Below are 25,427 nucleotides of genomic sequence, written 5' to 3'. Positions count from 1 at the left end.
AATGAACCTCGACGAACTCCGGTCCGCGCAGGCGAAGGAGCGCCGGAAGGACAGCCTCCAGCACCTGCGGGACTCGTTTTACGACGACGTGGGCGCGTACGTCGCAGACCTCCGCGCCGCGCGCGACCGCCGCGCCGAGCAGGTCGAGAACCCGTTCGCGGACGACGACGTCCGCCGGCTCTCCGACGAGGTCGAGACCGCCGAGGAGGTCGCGGAGGCCCTCTACGAGCGCCGGGTCGGGAAGGTCGTCAAGCTCGCCTCCTTCGCCGCGGCGGACATGTCCGTCGACGAGGAGGGGATGACGACCGAGGAGCGCCGGCTGTTCGACGACCTCGTCGAGCGCATCACCGCGAACAAGTCGGAGGTCCTCGACGTGCTCACGGGCGAGTCGCCGGTCCAGGAGGGGTCGCCGATCCGAGACGAGTCCTCGACCGCGGACGGAGCGTCGGCCGCCCGCGACGCCGGGGGATCGCGCGACACGACGCCGACCGACGCGACGCCGAACGCCCCGGCGGCCGAAGCCGAGACGCCGCCCGCCGGGACGGAGCCGGACCCGACGGGCGCCGGCGACGCGAGCCCCGAGAGCGGTTCCGCCGCCGCGGACGCGCTCGCCGGGGCGATGGGCGGAGGCGAGACCGAGTCGACCGCCGACGCCCCGGCCGGGCCGACCGAGGGCGACGCGGACCCCGCCGCCCCGGAGCCGACCGGCGACGCCGGGACCGCGGGGGACGGCGAGCCGACGCCGGTGCCGCCCGAGCCGGCGCCCCCGGGCGCGGTCGGGGTCGACGACGATCCGGACGGGACCTCCACGGGCGACGCCGACGAGGAGCCGACCGCCGGCGCGACGACGGACGGCGGCGCGGTGCCCGAAGGGACGGCGACCGACTCGCCGCCCGCTGATACGGAACCGGCCGCGGGTTCGGAGCCGACCGCAGATCCGGAGCCGGCCGGCGGAACGGAGCGAGCGACCGTCCGGATCACCCGCGACGTCGGGGCCATCTTCGGCGTCGACGAGCGGGAGTACGAGCTCGCGAGCGAGGACGTGGTCTCCCTCCCGGTGGAGAACGCCGACCCGCTGGTCCAGCGCGACGCCGCCGAGCGCATCGACTGACCGCGGGCGATGGCCGCCTCCGCGACCGACGGCCGGGGCGGCGCCGGCCCCAAACCTGATTCCCCGGCAGCCGGACGTGTCGCGGCCGCGTGCGGCGCGGTCGCGACGCTCTCCGCGCTCTGCGGCATCGCGCTCGCCGTGCTGCTCGACCCGACCTTCTCGTGGACGACCGACGCGCTCTCCGACCTGGGGGTCCGCAACGGGAGCGCCGCCGCGTTCAACTGGGGGCTGATCGCGGGCGGGGCGGCCGGGGTCTGCTACGCGGCGGGCCTCGGACGGGCCGGGCGCCCAGTCCTGGCGCCCCTCCTCGCGCTGGCGATGGTCGCGATGGCCGGCGTCGGCGTCTTCGACCTCACAGAGCCGCTCCACGCTCCGGCCGCGATCGGGTTCTACGGACTCGTCACCGCGGTGTTCGCCGTCGACGGCTGGTTCAGGCGACGGGAGCCGACCGGCCGCGTCGCGCTCGCGTTCGCGCCGGTCCACGTCGCCGTCTGGGCGACGTTCGCCGCCGGGTGGTGGCCCGTGACCGGCCTCGCGCTCCCCGAGCTTCCGGGGGCGCTCATGCTCTCCGCGTGGGTGTGGGCGGTCGGGCCGGCACCGGTGGTCGAGGCGATCCGGTCCCCGCCCGGCGGCCCGACCGACGGACACTAACGCCGCGGGCGGCTACGGCCCGTCGATGGAGTTGGAGTTCCTCGGCGGCGCCCGCGAGGTCGGCCGCAGCGCTCTCCTCGTCGACGACGCGCTGCTGCTGGACTACGGGCTCATGACGGCGGACCCGCCGCGGTATCCGGTCCGAGACCCCGAGCCCGAGGCCGTCGTCGTCTCGCACGGGCACCTCGACCACGTCGGCGCGGTGCCCGCGCTGCTGAAGGGCGACCGCCGACCGCCGGTCCACTGGACGCCGCCGACGGGCGAACTCGCGCGCACGCTCGCCGAGGACACGCTGAAGCTCCACGGCAACAGCCCGCTGTGTCCGTTCGGCGCCGAGCACGTCGCGCGGCTGGGCGAGGTGGAACGGCGCCACGGCTACGAGGAGCCGTTCCCGGTCGCGGGCGGGATCGATGAGGGCGGCTACGAGGTCACGCTGTTCTCGGCGGGGCACATCCCGGGTTCCGCGCACGTCCTCGTCGACGACGGCGAGACGCGGCTGCTGTACACCGGCGACTTCCACACCGACGACCAGCGGTTAGTCGCGGGGACGATCGCCCGCCCGGACGCCGACGTCGTGGTCTGCGAGTCCACGTACGCCGACGTGAGCCACGATGACCGCGCCGCGGTGGAGTCGGCGTGGGCCGACGGCGTGGAGCGGACGATCTGGGAGGGCGGCACCGTCGTCGCGCCCGCGTTCGCCATCGGCCGGACGCAGGAGCTGCTCCTCGTCGCGGCCGCGAACGGCCTCACGCCGTACGTGGACGGGATGGGCGTCGAGGTGACGGAGACGCTCCGGCGGTACCCGTCGTTCCTCCGCGACGCGGACGCGTTCGGCGAGGCGGTCGGCCGGGCCCGCGTCGTCACGGGCCGCGACGGCCAGCGGAAGCGGATCGCGGCCGAGAAAGCGCTGGTCGTCACCACCTCCGGGATGCTCGCCGGGGGGCCGGTTCAGACGTACCTCCCCGAGATCCGGACGAACCCGACGAACCTCGTCACGCTCACGGGGTACCAGGTTGAGGGCACGCCCGGCCGCGAGCTCAAAGACCGCGGGCAGTTGGAGCTGAACGGGCGGGTGCAGCCGGTGAGCGCGCGGGTGGAGTCGTACGACTTCTCCGCGCACGCCGACCGCGAGGGGCTGGAGTCGTTCTTAGCGTCGTACCGAGGGGCGCGCGTGCTGGTGAATCACGGCGACCGCTGCGAGGCGTTCGCGGCGGACCTGCGCGGGGACGGGATCGAGGCGAGCGCACCCGAGATCGGGGAGCGGATCGAGCTGTAGCCGCGTCGAACAGAGGATACCGCGTCCCGGTTTATTTTCTCCGCCCACGCAGTTCGGGCGGCTCTTCGAGGTTCCCCAGCCGAGCGCGCTCGCCGTAGTGGTAGTGGAGCAGCGCGGAGACGGTGAAGGCGGTGACGACGAACACGGCGGCGGTGGTCCCGTCGATCGCGGCGAGGCCCGGGGCGCCGACAGAGACGCCGACGAGGACGAGCCCCGCGAGGACGGCGAGCCCGAAGTAGTAGAGGCTCCAGGGTATCTCGCGCCCGCGTAACACCTCGATGTACACGTCGAGGTCGTCGAGCGTCGGGGTCGGCTCGACGAGGTTCGCCTCCTCGTCGACGCGGACCACGTTCTTCTCCTCCAGCTTCGGCAGGTGGATGCGCTGGAGCGTGCTGTACACGTTCCGGCGGTCCTCGTACTTGACCGCGTCCGGGTCGACGCCGCGCTCCCACGCGGTGACGTGCGTGGAGAGCTCGGACACGTCGACCGGCTCCTCCGCGCGCTTGAGCGCGTGGATGACGAACCGCCGGCGGCGGTTGGAAAGCATCTCGTAGACGTCGTCCTCGGACAGGTCGTCGACCTCCGAGCGCGGTTCGGCCGTCGGTGTAGTGGTGGAACCCATGCGATTGTTCCCTCTCGTCGGATTCGTCTCGGTTCGGAACGCCCTGTTTCGAGCGATACTGCTCAATCAGGCCACATAAACCAGTTAGATAGTTAATCTGTTACTCTCAGTCGGGTGAGAGGAGATAACACGTCCCGTTGTCCGCACAAGGGAGTCCTGACCCGCGGTTGGGTCTGTATACCGTCGAAACGACCGTTCGAAATCGGGTTTCAGGGGCGTCCCGTTGGTCGGCGTAATCGGCCGATTCGAGCCGAGCACGTGCTACCGAGGGGTTCAGGGCCGTCTCGTCGGCGGCAACGAGACGAGCGTGGAGGGCGACGATCGGAAGTCGAGGATCCGACGGGATCCCCCGGTAGGTCCAACGGGGATCTCATAACGAAGTACCACCCGTGGTATGTGTATTCCAAGCACTCCCGGCCCGGACGGCGGGTCACGGGGGTGCGAGAACACAGGTGAGATACGACATGGACCGACGCAAATTCGTGATCGGTGCGGGATCGCTCGCTGCCGGTGGGGCAGCCGCAATGGGAACTGGTGCGTTTTCAAGCGTTGAAGCAGACCGGCCGTTTGAGATCACTGTAGCTGATGACGATGTGGCATACCTTACGCTAACGCCAAACGACAACCACCCGAACGGTAACTACGCGAAAGGGAATAACAACGTGTTCCGTCTGGACTTTGACGGAAATAATCAAGTTGACGGTGGGGGAGTGAACGGTGAAGCAGTGAGTGATTTCAAGAGTGTATTCCAGATCAAAAATCAAGGTACACAGGAAGTCGGAATTTACGTGGAATTAGGCTCTGATGCTAACAACGATGTGACAAGCCCCGCTTTGGAAAGCCCCGATAAAATTGGAGTTGATGTCTATGAGATGAGCTCAGGGGACAGTATCGTCGGTCAAGCGAACTCAAAAGATCTCGGTCAGGGTGACCAGTGGACTCTTGGGATTACAATCAATACAGACGGGTTCAAGAACGGGGCATTTGGTCCGGATAGTGAACTTGACGCCGGAATCACGTTCAACGCTGATGCCTCACTAACGAACTAACGGATCCTCCAATTCGATTTTTGATCTGGTGGGTGGCTCAGATTAGATTTTGTTATGAAATTTATACATTCTGGAGTTCAAGAATAATAGTTGTGATAGTTTCTGAACGCTGGTGGACTTATTGACGCTCGCGCAGTTCGGGCGGCTTCTCCAAGTTCCCTAACCGAGCACGCTCGCCGTAGTAGTAGTGGAGCGCGGCGGAAACGGCGAACGCGGTCACGACGAAGACGGCGACGGCGGTCGCGTCGAGCGCGGCGAAACCCGGCACGCCGACCGCGACGGCGACCTGGACGAGCCCCGCGAGCACCGCGAGCCCGAGGTAGTAGAGGCTCCACGGAATCTCGCGTCCGCGCAGCACCTCGATGTACACGTCGAGGTCGTCGAGCGTCGGGGTCGGCTCGACCACCTTCGCCTCGTCGTCGTACTCCACCACGTCGTGCTCGTCGAGCTTCGGCAGGTGGGTGCGCGTGAGGACCGTGTGGACGTTCCGGCGGTCGTCGTAGTCGATCGTCTCGGGGTCGACGCCGCGCTCCCACGCGGTGATGCGCGTCGAGAGGTCCGCGACGTCCATCGGCTCGCCCGCGTGTTTCAGCGCGTGGATGGTGAACCGGCGGCGGCGGTTCGCGAGCAGTTCGAAGATCGTTTCGTCGGGCAGCGATACGTCGCTCGTCGTTCCCAGCGGCGTCGTCGAGAGCATCGTGTGGCGCGCGCCGACCGAGATCGCGGTGACGATCTCCTGTTCGACGGTTAACATTAACCTGTGTGGCACCCTACATAAAGTGAGTAGGTACTTGATATGATAGGTATGGATTTTCGCCGGTTCTGTCGCCGATTTCGGCCCGGTCAAGCGGTGCTTGAAGCGTCGAATTTGGGGTTTGAAACGGGTTTTAGTGTTGTTTCCGAGAGGCGACGGGACTTCGGATCGAGCGTCCGTCGAGCGCGCGTCAGGCGGGGCTTGTATCAATTCGAGGGGGAGTCGTGGCTCGTTCCGGGGGCGCCTGCGAGACTTCGAGCGTGTCATAACGATATTGGATAGGACCTATGGAAGAAGTGAAGCGACCGACGCGGGACGACCCCCGCGAACGCGGTCGCGGACACACAACCATGGAACGTCGTAAATTCCTGATCGGCGCGGGTGCACTGGCTTCCGGAAGCGCGGCTGCTGTGGGTACGGGCGCATTCACAAGTGTGAGTGCTGACAGGAGCGTTGATATCGATGTCGCCGATGATCCTAATGCCCTTCTTGGGATTGACGCCTCGAACGCCTCCAACGGGGACTACGTGGTTGGCACTTCGAACGGCGCTGCGGTTGACATCTCAGAGAGCAACAGCAATATCATGGGAGAAGGTGTCAACGAGAATGCGACAACCGTTCTCCGTGACCTCTTCGACATTCGGAACCAGGGCGGAAGTGGAGTATTCGTCTACGTGAACACTGGCGTTGATGGGTTCGGATTCTTCTCCGACTACCCAGCTAATGTGGAGTATGACGAAGATAATCCTGTCGGCCAGCCTGAGCCGGGACCGGGCGGACCGACCACTGGGATTGGGAGCGAGGGTCAGGTCGTTGATGCTGGCACCGATGGACTCCCCGGTGACGGAGACTACAGTTTCAGCGAGGGCATTCAGGCGAACATTCCGGCACGCGTTTACTTAGAGCCGGGAGAGTCGCTTCGAGAAGTTGGCTTCGTGATCAACACTCAAGGTGGCTTCGGTAGCGATGCACCGATTGACACAACAGTCACTATTGGAGCTAATTCAGTTGACACTTTGGGCGAAGACGTCTCAGTTAATACGGACATTGGAGCTGACTGGGAAGTTGACGTGAGTGGGTTCGACTCGTCATAAGCCCAAATTTCACAAACTATGTTATATTAATTTTTCTGTATTAGCATGTAAAACGACAAAGTATACTAAAAAAGGCGTAGCGAGCGAGATAGACTAAATTCGATCATTCCCCGCCGTCGGTGTACGCCCAGTCGTCGAGCACGCGCTCGGCGACCGCGTTCGCCTCTGCCGGCGACGGACAGGAGCCGGCGACGACCTCCTCGGAGAGCTCACCCGCGAGGTCGTACACCGCGCTTCCGTCGCCGCGCTCGGCCACGCGTTCGAAAGTGGGCCGGTAGCCGGCGGCGGCGCGCTGACCGATCTCGTCGAGCGAGGCGTCGATGGTGTACTCGAGCTGACGGACCGCTTCCTCTGGTTCCATACGCGATCCACCGGCCGCGACCTACTTAAAGGTACTCGGATTCGGAACTGAGTTAATTCCGCGGCGTCGCCCGCGCCGAACCGACGTTTATACGCCGCCGGAGGGTCGACCGGGGCCATGACCGACGCAGACGAGCACGACGCCGACGCGACCGGACGCGGCGACGAGTCCGTCCCCTCCGTCGCGGAGCGCGCGGACGACGTCGCCGAGCGCGCGGCCGTCGCGAAGCGCGCCGCGGAGGCGGGCGCCGCCGTGGCCCACGACCACTTCCGGAGCGACATCGCGGTGGAGACGAAAGGCGAGGACGACGTGGTGACCGAGGCCGACCGCGCCGCCCAGCGCACCGTCATCGAGTCGATCCGCGAGTCGTACCCCGACGACGCGGTCGTCGGCGAGGAGGAAGACGAGCGCAAGACCGTGCCCGAGGCGGGCCCCGCGTGGGTGATCGACCCCATCGACGGGACGAACAACTACGTCCGCGACGTTCGCGTGTGGGCCACCGCGGTCGCGGCCGTCGTCGACGGCGAGCCGGTCGCGGCGGCGATCGTCGCGCCCGCGCTCGGCGACACCTACACCGCCGACGCCACGGGCGCGTACCGCAACGGCGAGCCGATCGCGGTGAGCGACGTGGCCGACCCCCGCGGCGCCGCCGTCGACCCGACTATCTGGTGGGACTACGACGCCCGCGACGAGTACGCGGCCGCCTGCGAGGCGATCGTCACCCGCTTCGGCGACATGCGCCGGTTCGGCGCCGCGCAGGTGGTGCTCCCGACCGTCGCCGCCGGCGGGCTGGAGGGGACGATCACGAACGTCGCCGCGAACCCCTGGGACACGGTGGCCGGGGTGTTCGTGATCCGGCAGGCCGGGGGGCGCGTGACGGACCTGAACGGAGAGCGGTGGCGCCACGACTCGACGGGCCTCGTCGCCTCGAACGGCGCCCTTCACGACGAGGTCCTCGCGGCCGCGAACGAGATCGAATCGGACTGATACGTGGGTTTCGAGGTGGTTTCCGACCGATTCTCGGGCGGCCGTCAATGAGGCGAGACCACAGATCACTCTGGGTGGAACACCGTCAAAGCCCCAGCCGCTCGGTTCTGCGTCGTCGCTGACGGATCGCCGGAGAACACCGTCAAAGCCCCAGCCGCGAGGACTCGATGGGCTCGCTGCGGTCCTCGTCGCTCGCTTCGCCCACTCCTGCGGTCCTTACGTCGCCCGTCTTCGCCCTCGCGGCTGCCCCTTTGAGTCCCGCCCCGCACCGTCCCGCACCTCACGCCTCCCCAGCCTCGTCAGTCGCCTCCGCTTCGCTCCGGCGACTGACTCCCTCGCGCGTGCTCCTCGCGGCCGCCTTCGGCGGCCACTCGGAGGCACGCGCCACGGCAGTGATGGTGTAGTCGACGACGGCGTCGTATTCTGGGACCGAGGGTTCAACTTCGGGGCCGTCGAATCCGGGGACATGTACGCGGTCGTCGGCTGCAACGAGTGCGCCAACATGTGGCTGGTCACGGACCCCGAGACGAGCGAGACCGCGCAGTGCTCGCGGTGCGGCAAGACCCACCGTACCGCCAAGCTCAAGCGCTTCTTCGAGTCCGAGGACCGCGCGGCCGCGCGGGAGGCGCGGTCGGCACTGCTCGCGAAGAAGCGCGGCGACAGCGCGGCGTTCGCGGAGGTCGACCACGTCTCGGAGCTGGAGGCCGCGGTCGAGGACGCGGGGATCGACGACCGCGAGTACCTCGAAGCGTCGGGGCTCGACGCCGACGCGGTCGACGCGGCCGGCGAGCGAGCCGAGGGCGGCGGGGGCGGGTCGCGGAGCCGAACCGAGGTCGTCCGCGACGCGGTCGACGCCGTCGACGATCCCACCGAGGCGGCGGTCGTGGAGCGCGCCGAGCGGGACGGCGTCCCCGCCGACGCGGCCCGCGAGGTCCTGACCCGTCTCACGCGCCGCGGCGAGGTCACCGAGTCGAACGGGCGGTATCGCGTCCTCTGACCCCGGTTTCGCCCGGCGGCCGTCGGCGGCTGGACAAAGCACTTATATCAGGCTCGTAACCGGTCGCACATGGACACCCGCACGGCCCTCCTGGCGGCGGCCGCCGCGCTCCTCGTCGCGGGCGCGGTCGGCGCGGTCGCCGCGCCCGACGCCCTCACCGACCCCCGAGCGACGGACGAGCCGCCCGGGCGGATCGACGTCGCCGGCGCGACGGTCGCCCCCGGCGAGGTGCGCGGCGAGACCGCCGAGCTCCGGCTCGGCACCGACCTCCGCCACCGCGGCGGGCCCGTCGAGAACGTCACCGTCCGCCACCGCGCGATCGGTTCCGAGTCCGGCCTCCTCGTCGACGAGACGACCGTCGAGGTCGGCGACGTCGACGCCGAGGGGGAACGCACCGTCAACGGCACCGTCACCGTCGAGCGCGAGGGCGGTTACCGCATCGAGACGGTCGTCTTCGCGGACGGGCAGCGCCGCGAGCAGCGGACCACGCGCGTCGCCGGCGTCGCGGCGCTCACGCCCGACTACGCCGACACGCAGGTCGGGTTCACCGACGGGAGCGTCTGGCCGACCGTCGCCGTGAGCGTGGCCGAGGCCGGCGACGGGACCGCGACGCTGTCGGCGTCGGTGTCGGTGACGAACCGCGGCGACGAGGCGAGCGATGACGTCGACCTCCGGCTGTACCTCCGGCAGGCGGAGTCGAACGTGATCGCCGCGGAGGCGACGGAGACGGTCGGCACCGTCCGCCCCGGCCGCACCGACACCGTGACGGCGACCGTCGAGGTGCCCGACGGCTACAACTACTACATCGACGCCGCGCTGTTCGACGACGACGTCCTCGTCGACGAGACGCAGGGCGTCGCGAACCTGAACCCGCGGGAGACCATCACCGCGAACGAGACGGTCCGCGACGTGGCGTTCTCCGTCGAGGACTTCGAGCGCGACGACGTCGGCGGCGACGGCGCCGACGGCGCCCGCCGAGAGGGCGGCGACGGTGCCAGCGCCGACGCGACGCCCGGCTTCGGTCCGCTCGCGGCGCTCGTCGCGCTCGTCGTCGCGGCGCTGGCGGCGCGGAGGCGACGATGACGGACGACCCGCCGCGCGGGGAGCCGAGCGACGAGGAGGCGGCCAGCGACCGCGATCACACGAGCGACCCACCACAGCCCATGACCGACGACACCGACGCGACCGAGCGCACGGCGACGGACGCCGACCGCACCGACCGCGAGGAACCGGACCCCGACCGCGACGAGGGGAGCTACTGGACGGACCCGGTCGACTCCCCGGGAGGCGGCGGTCTCTCGACGGGCGGCCTCCGCGGCCTGCTCGACCGGGTCGGGCTGGCGGCGCTGTCGCTGCTCGCGGTCGTCGCCGGCTGGGGGTTCTACACCCAGTCCGGGGACGCGATCCGCACGTGGCTGGACCCGGCCTACGAGCCGATCGCGCTCGCCGTGTTCAACCTCGCGGTCCTGTTCGTCGCGCTCGCCGGCGTCGCTCACCAGCTCCGCCGGATCCGCGCGACCGAGTCCTGACCCGACCCGCGGCCGGCGTCACTCGTCGGGGAGCTGATCGGTGCTGGCCGGGATCTGCTCCACCTGCCCCGCGAGCGTCGCGGCGTCGCCGGCGACGGTGGAGGGCTCGACGCCGGCCTCGCCCGCGACCAGCCTGACGTGCGCGGCGAGCAGCGCGAGCGCGCGGAGGCCGGCGCCGTCGGGGTCGTCGTCGGTGCGCTGGGCGAACGTGGTGTCGACCTCGCCGTCGCGGACGACGCCGACGTGGACCGCGTCGATGTCGTCGCCGTCGAGGAGGTCGCGGGCGCGGGCGATCTCCGTCTCGAAGTCGTCGCCGTCGGCCGCGTCGGAAGCCGCGGATCGGTCGTCGCGGGCGGCCTCGTCGGAAGCGGGGTCGTCGGAAGCGGGGTCGTCGCTCATGTCGTCCTCTCGGGCGAGCGACGTGAAAAGCGCGGCGGGACTCTCGGTCGCGGAGCGGGAGACGGAAGGAAGGCCGGAACGCGGAGGCGGCGTTACTCCTCGGGGCGAGGCCGGGCGATGAACAGCGCCTCCTCGATGGTGAACGGGTCGTACGTCGACTGGTGGCAGACGCAGTAGGTCCCGTCGGCGGCGTCGTAGCGGGCGGACTCCTCCAGCACCTTGTACCCCGGGATACAGCAGAAGTGGGTACAGACGTTGAGGTACGCCATGAACCCCTGGTCGGTGGAGGCCTGAAGCCACTCGTCGTTCTGGGCCGCCTCCTCGATCTCGGGCGATCGGAGGACGATCGCGTTGAGGTTCGTGTCGGCGTCCTCGGAGCGCCACGTGACCGACGCGGGCTTGCCGACGCCCGCGCTGCCGATCCCGTTGCCCCACTCCTCGTAGTCGGAGAAGTCGTCGACGTGGATCCGGTCGCCGCCCGAGTAGGTGTTCGACTGCCAGTCGTACGGCGGGCCGCTCGCCGCGCGGAACAGGTTGTCCGACTCGAAGTTCGGCTGGACGTTCTCCTGCGACTCGACGCCGCAGTACTGGAACCACGCGCCGGAGTAGGTCACGCCGCCGAGCTCTTCCTGGGCGACCTCGATCTCCTGTCCCTCCTGGGTGACGGTAGTCGTCTCGGGCCAGATGCCCTCGATGTACCCCTCGTCGGTGACCCGAACGGGGATCTGCGGGAGCCCCCGGGGCGCCGGGCCGCCGGTGTGCGCGATGGTCCTCGCGACCGTCGACCCGCCGCCGACCCCGCCGGCGGTCGTCAGGGTGTTCACGGTCGCCGACCCCATCGCACCGACCCCCGCGAGGGCCGCGCCGCCGACGACGCCCTTCACGAAGCGTCGCCGCCCGGACTCGGACGGATACTTGTCGGACGCACTCATACCCGCACCTGAGGTTGGATCGGTAAAAAGGGTGACGAACCCTCCACCGGCGCGAGAATCGGCGCCGTCGCCGGTCGTCGCCGGCGCTCCGGACGTGGACTCCGCCGACCGCGCCCCCGCGACCGCAGTCAAACAGGAACGTTCGTGATCGAATTAACTCGGAACCGAGGCAAGCATTCGTCCAGACCGCGGTTTTAACCGACCGCGACCGCAGTATGTGTGGTATGAAGTTGCACAATCGGGACGTGCGGACGGACGTTCGGGAACTCGGGGCGCTGGTGGGAGACGTCCTGGCCGCGCAGGCGTCGACGGAGGCGTACGAGACGGTCGAGACGCTTCGGAACGCGGCGATCGACTACCGGCGCGGCGACGCCGAGGACCGGGCGGCCCTCCACGAGGCGGTCGGCGACCTCTCGACGACGCGGGAGGAGGTGGTCGCCCGCGCGTTCACGACCTACTTCGAACTGATCAACCTCGCCGAGGAGCGCGAGCGGGTCCGCGCGGTCCGGAACGCCGACGACGGGAGCGCCCTCCACGACTCCTTCGACGCGACGATCGCCGAGTTCGCCGAGGCCGGCGTCGACGCCGACGAGCTGGAGGAGCTGCTCGCCGACGTGCTCATCGAGCCGACGTTCACCGCCCACCCGACGGAGGCCCGGCGCTCGACGGTGAAGTCCAAGCTCCGCTCGATCGCGAACCACCTCGGCGAGCTCGACGAGCGCAACCTCACCGAGCGCGAGCGCCGCGCCGTCTGGCGCGACGTCACCGCCGAGGTGACCAGCCTGTGGGGCACGCGACAGGTCCGCCAGCGCGCGCCCGAGCCGGAAGACGAGGCGCGAAACGTCCAGTGGTACCTCGAGAACACCCTCTTCGACGTGGTCGGCGACGCATACGAGGAGTTCGAGGAAACCATCTCGAAGGAGTACGACGACGTCGACTGCCCGAAGCTCTTCGAGTTCCGCTCGTGGGCCGGCTCCGACCGCGACGGCAACCCGTTCGTCACGCCGGAGGTGACCGACGAGACGCTCGAACGCCAGCGCGAGGTCGCCGTCGAGAAGTACCGCGACCGGTGTAAGCGGCTCTCCGCCGTGCTGAGCCAGGACGGCGAGCGCTACGCCGCGGGCGACGCGCTGGCGCGGTCGCTCGCCGCCGACGCCGAGCGGTTCCCCACCGTCGTCAAGGAGGCGCGCGAGCGCTACCCCGACGAGCCGTACCGGCAGAAGCTCAGGCTGATGCGCGAGCGGCTGGACCGCGTCAACGACGTGCGCCCGGGCGAGTACCCCGACGGCGACGCGTTCCTAGACGACCTCGACGTCATCGCCGAGTCGCTGCGCGAGGACGGCCAGGAGTCGGTCCTGGAGTCCTTCGTCGAGCCGTTCCGCAGGCAGGTGGACACGTTTGGGCTCACGCTGGCGTCGCTCGACCTCCGCGACCACCGCGAGAACCACACCGAGGCCGTCGCCGAGGCGGTCGCGGTCGAGGGCGTCGACTACGAGGGGATGAGCGAGGACGAGCGCGTCGACTTCCTCACCGAGGCGATCCTTCAAGGCGAGCCGGTCGTCGACGTCGACGAGCCCGGCGACGTCTCCGAGACGACGGAGCGCGTCCTGCGGCGCTTCGCGTCGTTCGCGGAGTGGCAGGAGGAGTACGGCCAGCAGGCGATCGACACCTACTGCATCTCGATGACCGAGGAGCCGAGCCACGTGCTGGAGGTGCTCTTCTTAGCCGACCAAGTCGGCGTCGTCTCCCTGCCCGACCACTGCGCGGTCGACGTGGTCCCGCTCCTGGAGACCGAGTCCGCGCTCAACGGCGCCGAGCGCATCCTCGGCACCCTCTTCGAGAACGAGGCGTACGCGGCCGCGCTCGAAGCGCGCGGCGAGGTCCAGGAGGTCATGCTCGGCTACTCCGACTCCAACAAGGAGAACGGGTTCCTCGCGGCGAACTGGGACCTCTACGAGAACCAGCGCCGGATCGCCCGGTTCTGCCGCGAGGAGGACGTGACGCTCCGGCTGTTCCACGGCCGCGGCGGCTCCATCTCGCGCGGCGGCGGCCCGATGAACGAGGCGCTGCTCGCGCTCCCGAACGAGACCGTCACCGGGCAGGTGAAGTTCACCGAGCAGGGCGAGGCCATCGCCGAAAAGTACGCCAACCCGCGGATCGCCGAGCGCGAGCTGGAGCAGATGCTCGACGCGCAGATCCGCGCCCGGAAGGAGGCGAACGAGGAGCCGGTCGAGGACGTGCCCGACCGCTGGGTCGAGGCGATGGAGACCATGGCGCCCGCGGCGCGGGAGACGTACCGCGACCTGCTGAACACGGACGGGTTCGTCTCCTACTTCGAACAGGCGACGCCCATCAGCGTCGTCGAGGACCTCAACCTCGGCTCCCGGCCCGCCTCGCGGTCGGGCGAGCGCAGCGTCGAGGACCTGCGCGCCATCCCGTGGGTGTTCTCGTGGACCCAGACCCGGCTCATCCTCCCCGGCTGGTACGCGATCGCCTCCGGCATCGACGCCTACCTCGACGAGGTCGGCGAGGAGGAGGGGATGGAGACGCTCCGCGAGATGTTCGACGAGTGGCCGTTCTTCCGGACGACGCTCGACAACGCCTCGCTGGCGCTCGCGCGCACCGAGCCGGAGATCGCGGCCGAGTACGCCGACCTGGCCGACGACGAGCTCCGCGAGCGCTTCTTCCCCGACCTGGTCGCCGAGTACGAGCGCGGGCGCGAACTGGTCTTGGCGATCAGCGGCCGCGACCAGCTGCTCCGCCGCGAGTGGCTCGAAGAGAGCCTCGACCGGCGGAACCCCTACGTCGACCCGCTGAACCTCCTCCAGGCGAACCTCCTCGGGCGCACCCACCGCACCGACGAGGAGGAGCGCACCCTGCGGCTCACGGTCAACGGCATCGCCGCCGGGATGAAGAACACGGGATAGCCCGGGTCGCGACGCCGCACCGCCCTCGTTTCTTTCCCGCCGCCGTCGAGTGCCTATCGGACGATCTCGTCGCCGACCGCGATCGTCCCCGACTCGACGATCCGGGCGTCGAGCCCGCCGCGGCCGTCGAGGGCGGTCGCCGCGTCCGCTTGCTCCGCGAGGTCCGCCATGTAGCCGCACGGCTCGCAGTGGCCCGTCCCCTCGACGACCGCCTCGCCGACCCGGAACCGCTCGCCGATCAGTTCGTCGAGGGCGACGCCGCGCGTCGTGACGTTGCGCCGGTGGGCGCCCGCGTCGAGGTCGACGCCGTACTCCTCGGCCGCGGCCGCGAGCGCCTCCGCCGCGATGAACGTCACGTCGCTCGGCTCCAGGTCCGCCTGCTCGTTGTAGATCCCGTCGCCGTCAAAGTAGCGGTCGCCCCTGAGGCCGCGGTCCGCGACCGCCTCGACCGCCTCCCGCGGCTCCGGCTCGCCGCCCGTCCCCGGGGCGACGTGAATCCGTTCGACCGTGCCGACGCCCGATCCCGTCATTCGCGACTCACAAACGGACTCTAACGCGCGGGATCAAGAAGGTAGCGGCGGGATGAGAGTCAGAAAGAGCGGCGGAGTGATCGTCGGCGAGAGCGATGGGATGAGAGTCACGAACGCGTCGGCGGGTGGCGCCCGCCCGCGACGACGCGACCGGCGCGGCTGCGCGTCGGGTGTGGACCCGCCCGATCGCAATTCGATATAGCGGTATCGAGTGTATGGCGCGTATCGGGGGCGAACCGGACGGTCGGAGCGATCGCTCGCGGGGTCGGCGCAGCGGACCCGAAATTGAGCGAAAAGCGGTGGCTAAGGGAGTTACGCGGGCAGAAACGAGAGAAACGGCTTACGCGTAGCGTTCGAGTTCCGGCCGGTCGAGGTCCTCGAAGACGTCGGTCGCGACCTCCGAGAGGAACGCCTCACCCTCGTCGGAGAGGCGGCGGCCCTCGCCGGAGGCGGTGGTGACGAGCCCCTCCTCTTCGAGCGCCTGCAGGGCCGTTCGGATGAGGTTCCGGGAGCCGCCCTCGTGTTCCGGGGGGCGGACGACGTAGCGGTTCGAACCGCGCTTCTTCGAGCCGTACTCGGTCGCGAGCCGCTCGATGCCGATCGGTTCGTTCTGGGCGACCTTCCGCAGGAGGCTCGCGGAGCGGACGTACCAGAAGTCGTCCTGCTCCGGCGGGAGCTCCTTGCCGGCGCCGGTCTTGGCGAACTCCACCCAGTCGGGCTCGTCGATGCGGTCCTCGAGTCGCGCGGCGACGGCCTCGATGAGGTCGTCGGCCGGCACGTCGTAGATGGTTACCATTGGGTCTCGATTCACGCCAGTGTCGTTTAAAACCATCGTATCGCGTACGGCCCGTGTGAGCCGTTTTCACGGTGCTGCGGGCCGCTGCGGAGGACTCGCGGATCGGAACGAGGCCGAGTGCGGAGCCGCGCGCCGCTACTCGACGTACTCGTACTGCCGCTCGTTCATCCGACCCCAGCCGGTGAAGACGAACTCCCCGTCGGGCTGGGTGAACTCCTCGACCTCGCGGCCGAGGTCGGCGTCGTACTCGTGGACGTCGTGGACGTCCTCGTACTCGTCCCACGTCAGGTCGTAGCGGGCGTCGAGCTGGGCGTCGATGTCGAGCGCCTCGACCTCCGCGCGCCACCCCTCGCGGATCGTCTCGGCGTGGATCTCGGCCTGCGCGCCGGAGCCGTAGGAGGCGACGAGCAGCGTCTCGTCGACAAACTCGCGGTCGCGGCTCAGGGCGTCCCGCAGGGCGCTCACGCGGGCGATGTGGACGGAGCTGGTGTACCAGTTGCCGACCTCCCGAGAGAGCCCGAGCGTCGGCTCGACGGCCGCGTCGTACCACGACTGGTACTGCTCGGTCGTCTTCAGGTCGTCCATGTAGCCGCGGATCGCCTCCTCGTAGGCCTCGCGGTCGTCGTACTCGTCCTCGCGCGGCTGACGGCCGATCTCGGCGGCCAGCGCGTCCTCGTGGTCGGTGTCGCGGATGACGTGCCGGTAGGCTAACAGCGCCGCCTTCCGGACCATCCCGGGGAACGGCGTGTGGAACGGGGCGTACGCGAAGTCCTCCAGTTCGATGTCGTCGGTGACGGACTCGTAGTCCTCCAGGGCCTCGCGCATCCGGGAGAGGTACACCTGGACCGAGCGCTTCCCGTCGACGCTGGGGAACTGCTGGTTCGGCTTGAGGAAGTCCGTCTCGTCTTTCGAGCCGTACCCCTGGTCGGCCGAGAGTTCGACGATCGAGGGGTCCTCGTCGATCAGCATCGCGACGGCGCCGGCGCCCTGCGTCGCCTCGCCGGGGTCGCCGCGGGCGTACAGCGCCGTGTCGGTCGTGATGACGATCGCCGGTCGGTCGCGGTTCCGACCCGCTCGGATCCAGTTGTACGCGTCGTCTATCGCCTGCGTGCCGGCGAGGCAGGCGAACTTGCGCTCGCCCTTGTTGGCGTGGGTGAAGTCGCCGTCGTACACCTGTTCGAGACAGCCCGCGATGTACGTCGACACCGGCTTCGAGTGGTCGAACGCCGACTCCGTGGCGACGTCGATCCGGCCGACGTCCTCGGGTTCGAGCCCCTTCCGGTCCATCAGCCCCTTGGCGGCGTTCGCGCCCATCGTGACGATGTCCTCGTACACGTCGGGGAACGAGGAGTTGTTGAGCCCGAGCCCCTTCGTGTACTTCTCGGGGTCGTCGCCCTGCTCCGGCGCGAACGTGCCCGGCAGGTCGAGCTTGAGCTTTCCGGTCCAGATCTCGACGCCGTCGATCCCGACTGCGGTCATACACGGTCGTTCACGGGACTGGCATATGGCTTTGTCGATGCCGAGTACGTCGATCGTGGAAGTGCCGTGCCGACGCCTCACTTCCGCGGCGGGTCGAAGGAGGCGCCCTCGGTCCGGACCGTTCCGCCCGCGGTGACGGTGATCCGGCCGTCGTTCCGACCGAAGAAGCTCACGCCGACCGCCTCGAACGTCCCGTCGCGGAGGTCCGCGTCCCCGCCGGCGGTCAGTTCGATGTCGCCTGCACCGGCGGCGATCGCGGCGCTCGCGGAGGTTCGAACCGTCGCCCCGCGGGCGTCGAGGTCGCCGCCGGCCCGCAGCGACACGTCGCCGGCGCCCGCGAAGAAGAAGCCCCCCGGGTCGGTATCGATCTCGGCCCCGTCGCCGACTCTGAGGGCTTTGTCGGCCTCCAGAGCGACCGAGGCCGCCGCGATCGCGACCCCGTCGCGGACCGTGACGCGGTCGGCCACAGCCCCGACCGGAACGTCGACGTCGACGCTTTCGTACACGACGAGGTGGCCGTCGACGGCGCCGAGGAAGGCGAGTTCGACGGCGGTGTACGTCTCGTCCGGGTCGCCGTCCCCGTCGCGGTCGACGTACGCGACCGCGTCGGTCGCGGCGTCGAGGACTTCGACGGTCGTCGTGGCCGCGTCGTCGCCCGCGTCGACGGTCAGCGTTTCCTCGCCGACGTCGGTCGGGAGGGTCTGCCAGCGCAGCGAGACGGTCCGGGACTCGCCGGCGTCGAGCGAGACCTCGACGGAGTCGACCCGCTCGTCGCCGACGCGCAGTTCGACGGTCTCAGTCCCCCGCTCGTCCCCGACGTTCTCGACGGTCGCGTCCACGGTGACCGGGTCGCCCGCGTCAACGCTCGCGTCGACGCCGGCGATCTCGACCGCGAACTCGGCGGGCCGGAGCGGGTCGAGCCGGAAGTCCACGGTCGCCGTCTCGTTCGGCTCGACCTCGACGGTCGTCGCCGAGACGGCGAGCCCGGGCGCGTTCGCCGACACCTCGTACTCGCCCGGTTCGAGTCCGTCGATCCGGTAGGCGCCGCCGGCGCCGGTCCGGGCCTCGGCGACGCGGCCGGCGCCGTCGACGGCGACCGTCGCGCCCGAGAGCGGCACGACGGACGGCCGGAGCCCGAGCGAAGCGCCCGACGCGACCCGGGTCGCGGCCGCGCCGGGACCGACGACAACGCCCTCGATCGACCCCGTCTCGGCCGCCGGAGACGGTGTCGCCGTCGGCGCGAGCGTCGTCCGCGCTATCCGCTCGCCCGAGGCCTCGTGGTAGAGCGCGACCTCGTTCGTCGCGTTCGCGACGAGCGCGTCCGAGAACGCGCGGCGCTCGCCCGGCGCGAACTCCCCCGCGGGCGGCGCGAACGGGTAGCGAGTGGCGTTCCCGTCCGCCCTGACGACGACCGCGAGCTCGCCGTTCGGGAGCGCGTCGCCGCCGAGGTGGTCGACGCGGAGGTCGGTCCCGTCGGCGCTGAGCTCCGCGGAGACGACGACCTCGTCGGTGTCGGAGCCCACACCGCCGACGTAAGCGACCCCGATGGCGCTCGCGCTCACGACGAAGACGGCGACGAGGAGGATTATCCCGACCGTCTCCGACTGTGCGCGGGCGGTTGTGGGACGGGACATGCTGGTCGTATCTCAACCGATTCGGGCGCAGTATATCAACAAACGGCCGTACCTATCAGCAACGATAACAGTCCGGTGGACCGCTACTGCTCGACCAACCGCTGGTAGTCGATCTCGAGGTCGTCGTTCTGCCTGTCCGCCGTGTACCGGACCGTGATGTCCTGCTCGGGGTCGATCGTCCCCACGTTGAGTGACACGACGGTGTTCGAATCCCCGTCGTCGAGCGTCGTCGATCCGAGGACGTTTCCGCTCTCATCTTCGACCACGACATCGATACCGGCGGAACTGCCCTGAAGGTCGACCGTTCCGACGCCCAGTTCCAACGTGTAACTACCGCTGGGAACGGATTGGGTCGTGGTCTCGACGTCGAACGCGTTCGAACCCTGACCGTCGAAGACGGCGACCGTCCCGTCCTCGTCCTGCATGTTGGGGAAGTCGGTGATGCTACCCTGGAGTTCCGTGGAGGTGTCCGGGTACAACCTCGTCGGCGCTCCCGGCGCCACGACCTCGACGCGCAGCGTGCCTACGTCGTCGCCGGAGGTCGCGTAGAGCGTGAAGTTGTCGCCGGCGCTCGCCGAGTTGGTGTCGAACGTGCTGACCGTCGTGCGGCCGCTCGCGTCGGTCTCAGAGGGCTCGGCAACGCTCGGGACGCCGCTCACGGAGCCGATGGGAGCGAACGCCACCTCGACGGCCGCGTCGTCTATCGGTGCCCCTGAGACAGCGTCGGAGACCAAGATGTCGAGCGGCTCGCTCGTCCCCTCTTCGACCTGAACGGGATCGATCTCGTCCCACTCGACGTCGTACGTCCGGTTCGTTGCGCCGCCGCCACCGGCGCCCGCGGACACGTCGAACGTCACCGACTCGTAGACGGGCCCCGCGGAGCCGTTGATGTTCGCGACGAGCGGCCCGCTCGCGGTCGGCTCGAAGAACGCACGGCCTCCGTCGCCCGTGGTTCGGTTCTCACCGCCAAACGACACCGTCGCGTCCGGCACCGGGTTGTTGTACCGGTCGCGGACCTCGACCGCGACCGTCTCGCCGACCGCGGCGCTCTCGGAGCCGACCGGCACGACGTACGCCGGCTCCGTCTCGCCGGTCGCGTCGAGCGACACCTCCGAGAGCGCCAGCCGGTAGGGGTCCGAGCCGTTCGCCAGCGTGATCCGTATCGCCTCGCCGGTCGCGTTCGGCGCCGCGGTCGCGCCCGTCGGAAGCGCCCGGTTCCAGCGGTCCGCGAGCCGCGAGGCGTTCCCGACCGCGGTCGGGAGTTCGAGGGTGACGTTCCCGCCGGTCGGTTCGAGCGGGACCGTTGTGTCGCTCGCCGAGACCGCACGCGGGTCGACGCTCTGCGGGGCGACGCCGCTCTCCGAGACCGAGCCGGTCAGCGCCGTCAGCGAGATCCGGCCGTCGGAGACGACCGTCTGCCCGGTCCGGAGCAGGACCGCGTCGTCGAACTCGGCGGCGACGACGGAGTGCTCGTAGACGAGCTCGGGAGCGCCGTCGAACTCGTTGTAGTCCGCGTCGTAGCGGAGCGAGCGCGTCGGGAACGTCGGGGTCGTGTTCCAGAACGCGGCGGCGTTCGGGTGGGCGCCGTCGCCGACCGTCGCGTTGGAGACCCGTATCGATCCCGTCGGCTCGGTCGAGAGCGACCCCGACACGGGCGGCGGGTTGATGAAGAACGTCCGGGCCGGGTACCGCGTCCCCAACCGGATCTGCGTCGACCCCGTCGACCCGGTCGATCCCGCCCTGAGGACGTCGTTCCGGAGGTCGCCGAAGTCGTCCTCGACCGCCTGGCTGTGCTCGAACTCGACGTTCGCGTTCTCCGTCGGGACGACCTGGACCTGAAAGACCCCGAGCGCGACGATCAGGAACCCGAACAGGATCACCGTCCCGACCACGACCGACTGGCCCCGACGGTCGCGACTGAATCGCATTGTGAGAGGTCGACGCCGAGCGGGTATAAAATCCTCCGTCCGACCTCTCAGTCGCGATACTCGGGCGGGTGCGGCCGAGCGCCGGCGGCGAAGGCGGCTAGTCGTCTCCCGCGCGCCGAGCCGTCAGCCACGCCGACGCGACGGCCACGGCGCCGGCGAACCCGCCGAGCAGCACCGCCTGCGTCCAGTTGAAGCCGAGGAGCGTCCCGGCGACGAGCGTGACGAGGACGAACGCGACCGCCAGCGCGCCGAGCGTCGAGCCGAGGTCCGCCGAGGCGTCGGGCATACGCGAACGTCGAGCCGTCGAGCGATAAAGCGGGCGGTTCGACCGGACCCGCCGCGCTCGTTCGGGGGCGAGCGGCGCCGAGATCGCGCACTGATAAATCTCATAGCGCGATATCAAATCCGCACCGCGGCGCGATCCGGGGCCGCCGACCGGTCCGTTTTTGCGCGCGGCGGCTGTTGGCGCGCGTATGGCGAAACAGCCGCATCTGCTGGTCGAGGAGGGCGACGTACACGAGGTCGCGGTCATCCCGGGCGACCCGGGGCGCGTCGACCGGATCGCGGACCTCTGTGACGACAGCGAGGTCGTCGCGCAGAACCGCGAGTACAAGGTCGTCAACGCGACCTACGAGGGCGTCGCCCTCACGATCTGCTCGACCGGGATCGGCTGCCCCTCCGCCGCCATCGCCGTCGAGGAGCTCTCACGGGTCGGCGTCGAGACGTTCGTCCGCTGTGGCACCTGTGGGGCGCTCCAGCCCGACATGGAGGTCGGCGACATGGTCGTCGCGACGGGCGCAGCGAAGGAGGAGGGGACGAGCAAGCGCTACGAGTCGGCGAACTACCCGGCGGTCCCGGACTACGACGTGCTCACGGGGCTCGTCGGGGCGGCCGAGGAGAACGGCGAGGAGATCCACGTCGGCCCGATCGTCTCCGACGACGCGTTCTACAACGAGGACGACGAGTACGTGGCCGACTGGAACGACGCCAACCTGCTCGCGATCGAGATGGAGGCGGCGACCGTCTTCTCGCTCGCGCGGCGCAAGGGGCTCGCCGCCGGCGCCATCTGCACCGTCGACGGGAACCTCGTCGCGGGGTCACAGAAGGGCGCTGACTCCGACGACGAGCTGCCGGCGAAGGCGAAGGACAACGTCGAGCGCGCGATCCGGATCACGCTGAACGCGATCACGTCGCTGTAACGCTCCGGGCGGTCGGCCCGCCCCGGCTCCTCACTCCTCCGCGCGGAACTCCACGAGCGTCAGGTCGCGGTCGAGCGCGCACGTCTCGTGCGGCGGGTCGCCGAGCACCTGGTCGATGACGCGCTCCTCGTCGAAGTCGGCGCCGTCGGGGACGCAGTAGCCGTGGCTCGGGCACTCGGTGTGCGGGCAGGGGCCGGCGAGCGACGCCTTGCTCCCGGCGTACGCGCGCTTCGCGGGGACGTTCGCGGGGACGGAGGCGGGCTCGACCTCGACCGCGCGGACGCCCGCGTCGTGGACGGCGCAGTCGAGCGTCTGGGCGTTCTCGCGGATCCCGGTCACCCGGTAGCGGGTGCCCTCGGAGAGGTTGAGACACTGGCCGCGGTAGGGACACCCCTCGCAGTCGGCCGATTCTCCCTCGTAGACGAACTCGCGGCCCACGTCCGCGAGCCGGGTCCCGATGAGCGTGACCGTGGTCATGTCCGGAGCGACGCGCCGAGCGTCCGTAAGCCTCCCGCCTTCGCGGCCGTCGGCGGGTCGCCGGGTAGTCGGGGCGACGGCGGCGCGGAGAGTAAGACACATCCCCGCGCCTCGGCAACGACGAGCGGAGATGATCGCGGGAGTCGCGCGCGACCTGCGCGCCGAGGCCGAGCGGGCGAACGAGCGGCGCGTCCTCGTGCTCGCGGGCGACCGGGACCGCGGGGTCGACGCGGCCTACGACGCGGTCGAGTCGCTCGGGGTCGACGACGGGGCGGTGACGATGGTCTCGACGCGCGAGGGGTTCCGGTTCGAGGAGACGCGCCCGCGGAACGCCGACGAGCTCCTCGGCCGCACCCGCGAGGCGGTCGTGCTCGACTGCCACGAGCGGTTCGTCCCGAACGCGCTCGGCCGGGCGGTCGGCGCGGTCGACGGCGGCGGCCTCCTCGTCCTCCTGACGCCTCCGCTCGACGACTGGCCCGGGATCCGCGACCGGTTCGACGACTCGCTGGCGGTGCCCCCGTTCGGGATCGGCGACGTAACGGGGCGGTTCCGCGAGCGCCTCGTCGCGACGCTCCGCGCGCACCCCGGGATCGCGGTCGTCGCGCTCGGCGACTCCGCGGCCGACGACGCGGTGGAGCGCGACGGGCTGACGGGCGCCGACGGGAGCGGGGACGACGACGCGCCCGACGGCCCCGACGCCGTCGGCGGACCCGACGAGCGAAGCGCACCGCCGGGCGCGAGGTTTCCCGCGGCCGCGTACGGAGCGTGCCTCACGGCCGACCAGGCGCGGGCGCTGCGCGCGTTCGAGTCCCTCGCCGACCCCGGTGCCGCGGTCGTGGTCGAGTCGGACCGGGGGCGCGGGAAGTCGAGCGCGGCCGGGCTCGCGGCCGGCGCGCTCGCCACCGCGGGCCGCGACGTGCTCGTCACCGCGCCCGCGTTCCGGAACGCAGCCGAGGTGTTCGCGCGAGCCCGGGATCTGATCGGGGGCGAGGCCGACGGCGACGGCGACGAGGCCGACCCGGGGAGCCGCGAGGGCGGCGCGAACGAGCGCGAGATCCGAACGCCGGCCGGCGGTCGCGTCCGGTTCCTCCCGCCCGCGACCGCGGCAGACGTCGCCGGCGAGGCGGACGCGGCGGTCGTCGACGAGGCGGCCGCGCTCCCGGTGCGGCTGCTGGAAGGGCTCCTCGACGCGCCGGCGGTCGCGTTCTGTACGACGGTCCACGGGTACGAGGGCGCTGGCCGCGGGTTCGCGGTCCGGTTCCGCGAGCGGCTGCTCGACTCTCGGTTCGCGGTCCGCGACGTGCGGCTCGACGAGCCGATCCGGTACGCGCGGGACGACCCCGTCGAGGCGTGGGCGTCGCGCGCGCTCCTGCTCGACGCCCGGCCCGCGGTCGACGCGGCGGTCGGCGATGCGGCGGTCGGGGACGCGACCTATCGCGCGCTGGACCCGGACGACCTCTGCGCCGACGAGACGCTGCTCGGCGAGGCGTTCGGCCTGCTCGTCGCCGCCCACTACCGGACGGAGCCGAACGACCTCGCGCGGCTGCTCGACGCGCCGAACCTCCTCGCCCGGGCGCTCGTCGCGGACGGGCGCGTGGTCGCCGTCGCGCTGCTCGCGCGCGAGGGCGGGCTCGACGCCGCGACGCGCCGCGGGATGTACGAGGGCGAGCGCGTCCGCGGCAACATGGTGCCGGACGTGCTCACGAGCCAGCTACGCGACGAGGGCGCGGCCGCGCCGCGGGGCCTGCGGACGGTCCGGATCGCGACCCACCACGCGCTCCGGGACGCGGGGTTCGGGGCGCGGCTGCTCGACGAGGTCCACGCGGAGTTCGCGGGCGACCTCGACTACTTCTCGGTCGGCTACGGCGCGACGCCGCGGCTGCTCCGCTTCTGGCGCCGGGCGGGCTACCGGACCGTCCACCTCTCGACGAGCCGCAACGACGCATCGGGCGAGTACTCTGCGGTCATGCTGCGTCCGGAGACCGCGGCCGGCCGCGACCTGCTGGACCGGCACGCGGTCGCCTTCCGGGACCGGGAGCGCGACGGGCTCTCGGACGCGCACCGCGACGTGGACCCGGACGTGGTCCGCGGGGCGCTGCGGGCGTGTCCGGCCGCCGCGCCCGTCGATCTCACCGAAACCGAGTGGCGCTCCGTCGTCGGCGCCTCGGTCGGCCCGGGGATGTACGACACCGCGCCCGGCGCGTTCCGGGACCTCGCGCTCGCGGCGCTGATCGACGGGGAACCGGCGTTGGACGACCGAGAGGAGCGCCTGCTCGTCCGGAAGGTCCTCCAGGGCCGACCGTGGGAGGGGGTCGCCGACGAACTCGGCTACGTCTCGACGAGCGCGTGTATGCGCGCGCTCGGCGACGCCTACGTCCCCGTCGTCGAGCGGTACGGGACCGAGTTCGCGCGGAAGGAGCGGGAGCGATTTACGAGCGAGTGAGCGGGCAGGGGCGGCTATTCATAGAGAGGTTTGCGGTGGCGCGTGCCGGCGAGCGGCCGGAGCGAAGCGACGACCGCGAGTCGCACGCGCGAGGTCGCCGGCGCGTAGCGCCGGCTGCCGGAGAATCTCCGATTCTCGCTGGAGTCACGACCGAAGGGAGCGACGAGGCTGGGGAGGCGTGAGGTGCGGTCACGGTGCGGGGTGGGACTCAAAGGGGCAGCCGTGAGGCCGCCGTAGGCGTTCACGAGAGCA

At 70.4% G+C, this 25,427-nt stretch carries 24 protein-coding genes; 12 read left to right on the top strand and 12 right to left on the bottom strand.

Features of this window, described 5'->3' with window-relative positions:
• The first annotated feature begins 1 nt into the window (after window position 1).
• Genes AMR74_RS03215 through AMR74_RS03205 form a run of 3 tightly spaced genes read left to right on the top strand, consistent with a single transcriptional unit; the run spans window position 2 to window position 3,038 of the window.
• Complete coding sequence (locus AMR74_RS03215; RefSeq protein WP_053770611.1) at window positions 2-1,111, top strand: DNA replication complex subunit Gins51; 1,110 nt, start codon at window positions 2-4, stop codon at window positions 1,109-1,111.
• Between the two features lie 9 nt (window positions 1,112-1,120).
• The gene (locus tag AMR74_RS03210) at window positions 1,121-1,762 is read left to right on the top strand and encodes a DUF998 domain-containing protein (protein ID WP_053770610.1); all 642 of its coding nucleotides are present in this window, start codon (window positions 1,121-1,123) and stop codon (window positions 1,760-1,762) included.
• A gap of 25 nt (window positions 1,763-1,787) precedes the next feature.
• A complete protein-coding gene (locus AMR74_RS03205; protein ID WP_053770609.1) occupies window positions 1,788-3,038 on the top strand; it encodes an MBL fold metallo-hydrolase in 1,251 nt (416 codons plus the stop codon).
• A 31-nt stretch (window positions 3,039-3,069) separates the two neighbouring features.
• Here AMR74_RS03205 and AMR74_RS03200 read toward each other — a convergent pair whose 3' ends face one another.
• Complete coding sequence (locus tag AMR74_RS03200; protein ID WP_053770608.1) at window positions 3,070-3,660, bottom strand: DUF7344 domain-containing protein; 591 nt, start codon at window positions 3,658-3,660, stop codon at window positions 3,070-3,072.
• Window positions 3,661-4,124: 464 nt separating this feature from the next.
• On the opposite strand from AMR74_RS03200, the gene AMR74_RS18370 reads away from it, so the two are divergent.
• A complete protein-coding gene (locus tag AMR74_RS18370) occupies window positions 4,125-4,709 on the top strand; it encodes a hypothetical protein (RefSeq protein ID WP_139042954.1) in 585 nt (194 codons plus the stop codon).
• 118 nt (window positions 4,710-4,827) lie between these two features.
• Here AMR74_RS18370 and AMR74_RS03195 read toward each other — a convergent pair whose 3' ends face one another.
• A complete protein-coding gene (locus AMR74_RS03195) occupies window positions 4,828-5,406 on the bottom strand; it encodes a DUF7344 domain-containing protein (protein WP_053770984.1) in 579 nt (192 codons plus the stop codon).
• Window positions 5,407-5,813: 407 nt separating this feature from the next.
• On the opposite strand from AMR74_RS03195, the gene AMR74_RS18365 reads away from it, so the two are divergent.
• Window positions 5,814-6,557 carry a hypothetical protein gene (locus AMR74_RS18365; protein ID WP_139042953.1) on the top strand — a complete coding sequence of 248 codons (744 nt, stop codon included), beginning with the start codon at window positions 5,814-5,816 and terminating at the stop codon, window positions 6,555-6,557.
• A gap of 103 nt (window positions 6,558-6,660) precedes the next feature.
• Here AMR74_RS18365 and AMR74_RS03190 read toward each other — a convergent pair whose 3' ends face one another.
• Complete coding sequence (locus AMR74_RS03190; protein ID WP_053770607.1) at window positions 6,661-6,918, bottom strand: hypothetical protein; 258 nt, start codon at window positions 6,916-6,918, stop codon at window positions 6,661-6,663.
• Window positions 6,919-7,035: 117 nt separating this feature from the next.
• Between AMR74_RS03190 and AMR74_RS03185 the strand changes: the two genes are divergently transcribed.
• The 4 genes from AMR74_RS03185 (at window position 7,036) to AMR74_RS03170 (ending at window position 10,431) form a co-directional block, all read left to right on the top strand.
• Window positions 7,036-7,905 (top strand): inositol monophosphatase family protein, encoded by an 870-nt coding sequence (locus tag AMR74_RS03185; RefSeq protein ID WP_053770606.1) that lies wholly within the window; start codon window positions 7,036-7,038, stop codon window positions 7,903-7,905.
• Window positions 7,906-8,371: 466 nt separating this feature from the next.
• Window positions 8,372-8,902 (top strand): DUF5817 domain-containing protein, encoded by a 531-nt coding sequence (locus AMR74_RS03180; protein WP_053770605.1) that lies wholly within the window; start codon window positions 8,372-8,374, stop codon window positions 8,900-8,902.
• A 69-nt stretch (window positions 8,903-8,971) separates the two neighbouring features.
• Window positions 8,972-9,985 carry a DUF7490 domain-containing protein gene (locus AMR74_RS03175; RefSeq protein WP_053770604.1) on the top strand — a complete coding sequence of 338 codons (1,014 nt, stop codon included), beginning with the start codon at window positions 8,972-8,974 and terminating at the stop codon, window positions 9,983-9,985.
• Complete coding sequence (locus tag AMR74_RS03170; RefSeq protein WP_053770603.1) at window positions 9,982-10,431, top strand: hypothetical protein; 450 nt, start codon at window positions 9,982-9,984, stop codon at window positions 10,429-10,431. The genes AMR74_RS03175 and AMR74_RS03170 overlap by 4 nt, the downstream gene beginning before the upstream one ends.
• A gap of 18 nt (window positions 10,432-10,449) precedes the next feature.
• Here AMR74_RS03170 and AMR74_RS03165 read toward each other — a convergent pair whose 3' ends face one another.
• Together AMR74_RS03165 and AMR74_RS03160 are read right to left on the bottom strand one after the other, a co-directional pair.
• Entirely contained in the window at window positions 10,450-10,830 is a 381-nt protein-coding gene (locus AMR74_RS03165; RefSeq protein ID WP_053770602.1) for a hypothetical protein, read from the bottom strand.
• Between the two features lie 92 nt (window positions 10,831-10,922).
• Complete coding sequence (locus AMR74_RS03160) at window positions 10,923-11,762, bottom strand: cytochrome b (protein ID WP_053770601.1); 840 nt, start codon at window positions 11,760-11,762, stop codon at window positions 10,923-10,925.
• Window positions 11,763-11,986: 224 nt separating this feature from the next.
• Between AMR74_RS03160 and ppc the strand changes: the two genes are divergently transcribed.
• Window positions 11,987-14,689 (top strand): phosphoenolpyruvate carboxylase, encoded by a 2,703-nt coding sequence (gene ppc, locus AMR74_RS03155; RefSeq protein WP_053770600.1) that lies wholly within the window; start codon window positions 11,987-11,989, stop codon window positions 14,687-14,689.
• A gap of 53 nt (window positions 14,690-14,742) precedes the next feature.
• Here ppc and AMR74_RS03150 read toward each other — a convergent pair whose 3' ends face one another.
• From AMR74_RS03150 to AMR74_RS03125, 6 genes are all read right to left on the bottom strand, one after another.
• Window positions 14,743-15,219, bottom strand: a complete 477-nt coding sequence (locus AMR74_RS03150) for an MOSC domain-containing protein (protein ID WP_053770599.1) — start codon at window positions 15,217-15,219, stop codon at window positions 14,743-14,745.
• 340 nt (window positions 15,220-15,559) lie between these two features.
• Window positions 15,560-16,015: a 30S ribosomal protein S19e gene (locus AMR74_RS03145; RefSeq protein WP_053770598.1), complete on the bottom strand. Its 456-nt coding sequence runs from the start codon at window positions 16,013-16,015 to the stop codon at window positions 15,560-15,562.
• 135 nt (window positions 16,016-16,150) lie between these two features.
• Window positions 16,151-17,494 carry a hydroxymethylglutaryl-CoA synthase gene (gene hmgB / locus AMR74_RS03140; RefSeq protein ID WP_053770597.1) on the bottom strand — a complete coding sequence of 448 codons (1,344 nt, stop codon included), beginning with the start codon at window positions 17,492-17,494 and terminating at the stop codon, window positions 16,151-16,153.
• A gap of 77 nt (window positions 17,495-17,571) precedes the next feature.
• Entirely contained in the window at window positions 17,572-19,128 is a 1,557-nt protein-coding gene (locus AMR74_RS03135) for a carboxypeptidase regulatory-like domain-containing protein (RefSeq protein WP_053770596.1), read from the bottom strand.
• Window positions 19,129-19,211: 83 nt separating this feature from the next.
• Window positions 19,212-21,056 (bottom strand): hypothetical protein, encoded by a 1,845-nt coding sequence (locus AMR74_RS03130; protein ID WP_053770595.1) that lies wholly within the window; start codon window positions 21,054-21,056, stop codon window positions 19,212-19,214.
• Between the two features lie 97 nt (window positions 21,057-21,153).
• The gene (locus AMR74_RS03125) at window positions 21,154-21,342 is read right to left on the bottom strand and encodes a hypothetical protein (protein WP_053770594.1); all 189 of its coding nucleotides are present in this window, start codon (window positions 21,340-21,342) and stop codon (window positions 21,154-21,156) included.
• 187 nt (window positions 21,343-21,529) lie between these two features.
• On the opposite strand from AMR74_RS03125, the gene AMR74_RS03120 reads away from it, so the two are divergent.
• Window positions 21,530-22,255 (top strand): nucleoside phosphorylase, encoded by a 726-nt coding sequence (locus tag AMR74_RS03120; RefSeq protein WP_053770593.1) that lies wholly within the window; start codon window positions 21,530-21,532, stop codon window positions 22,253-22,255.
• A gap of 30 nt (window positions 22,256-22,285) precedes the next feature.
• Here the strand turns inward: AMR74_RS03120 and AMR74_RS03115 are convergent, their stop codons facing one another.
• Complete coding sequence (locus AMR74_RS03115; protein WP_053770592.1) at window positions 22,286-22,732, bottom strand: UPF0179 family protein; 447 nt, start codon at window positions 22,730-22,732, stop codon at window positions 22,286-22,288.
• Window positions 22,733-22,862: 130 nt separating this feature from the next.
• On the opposite strand from AMR74_RS03115, the gene tmcA reads away from it, so the two are divergent.
• Window positions 22,863-25,175 (top strand): tRNA(Met) cytidine acetyltransferase TmcA, encoded by a 2,313-nt coding sequence (gene tmcA, locus AMR74_RS03110; RefSeq protein ID WP_053770591.1) that lies wholly within the window; start codon window positions 22,863-22,865, stop codon window positions 25,173-25,175.
• The last annotated feature ends 252 nt before the right edge of the window (window positions 25,176-25,427 follow it).

Source organism: Halorubrum tropicale (assembly GCF_001280455.1).
GTDB classification, from domain to species: domain Archaea; phylum Halobacteriota; class Halobacteria; order Halobacteriales; family Haloferacaceae; genus Halorubrum; species Halorubrum tropicale.
Note: the sequence above shows the minus strand (reverse complement) of the source record. Positions and strands in the feature narration are given on the sequence as shown.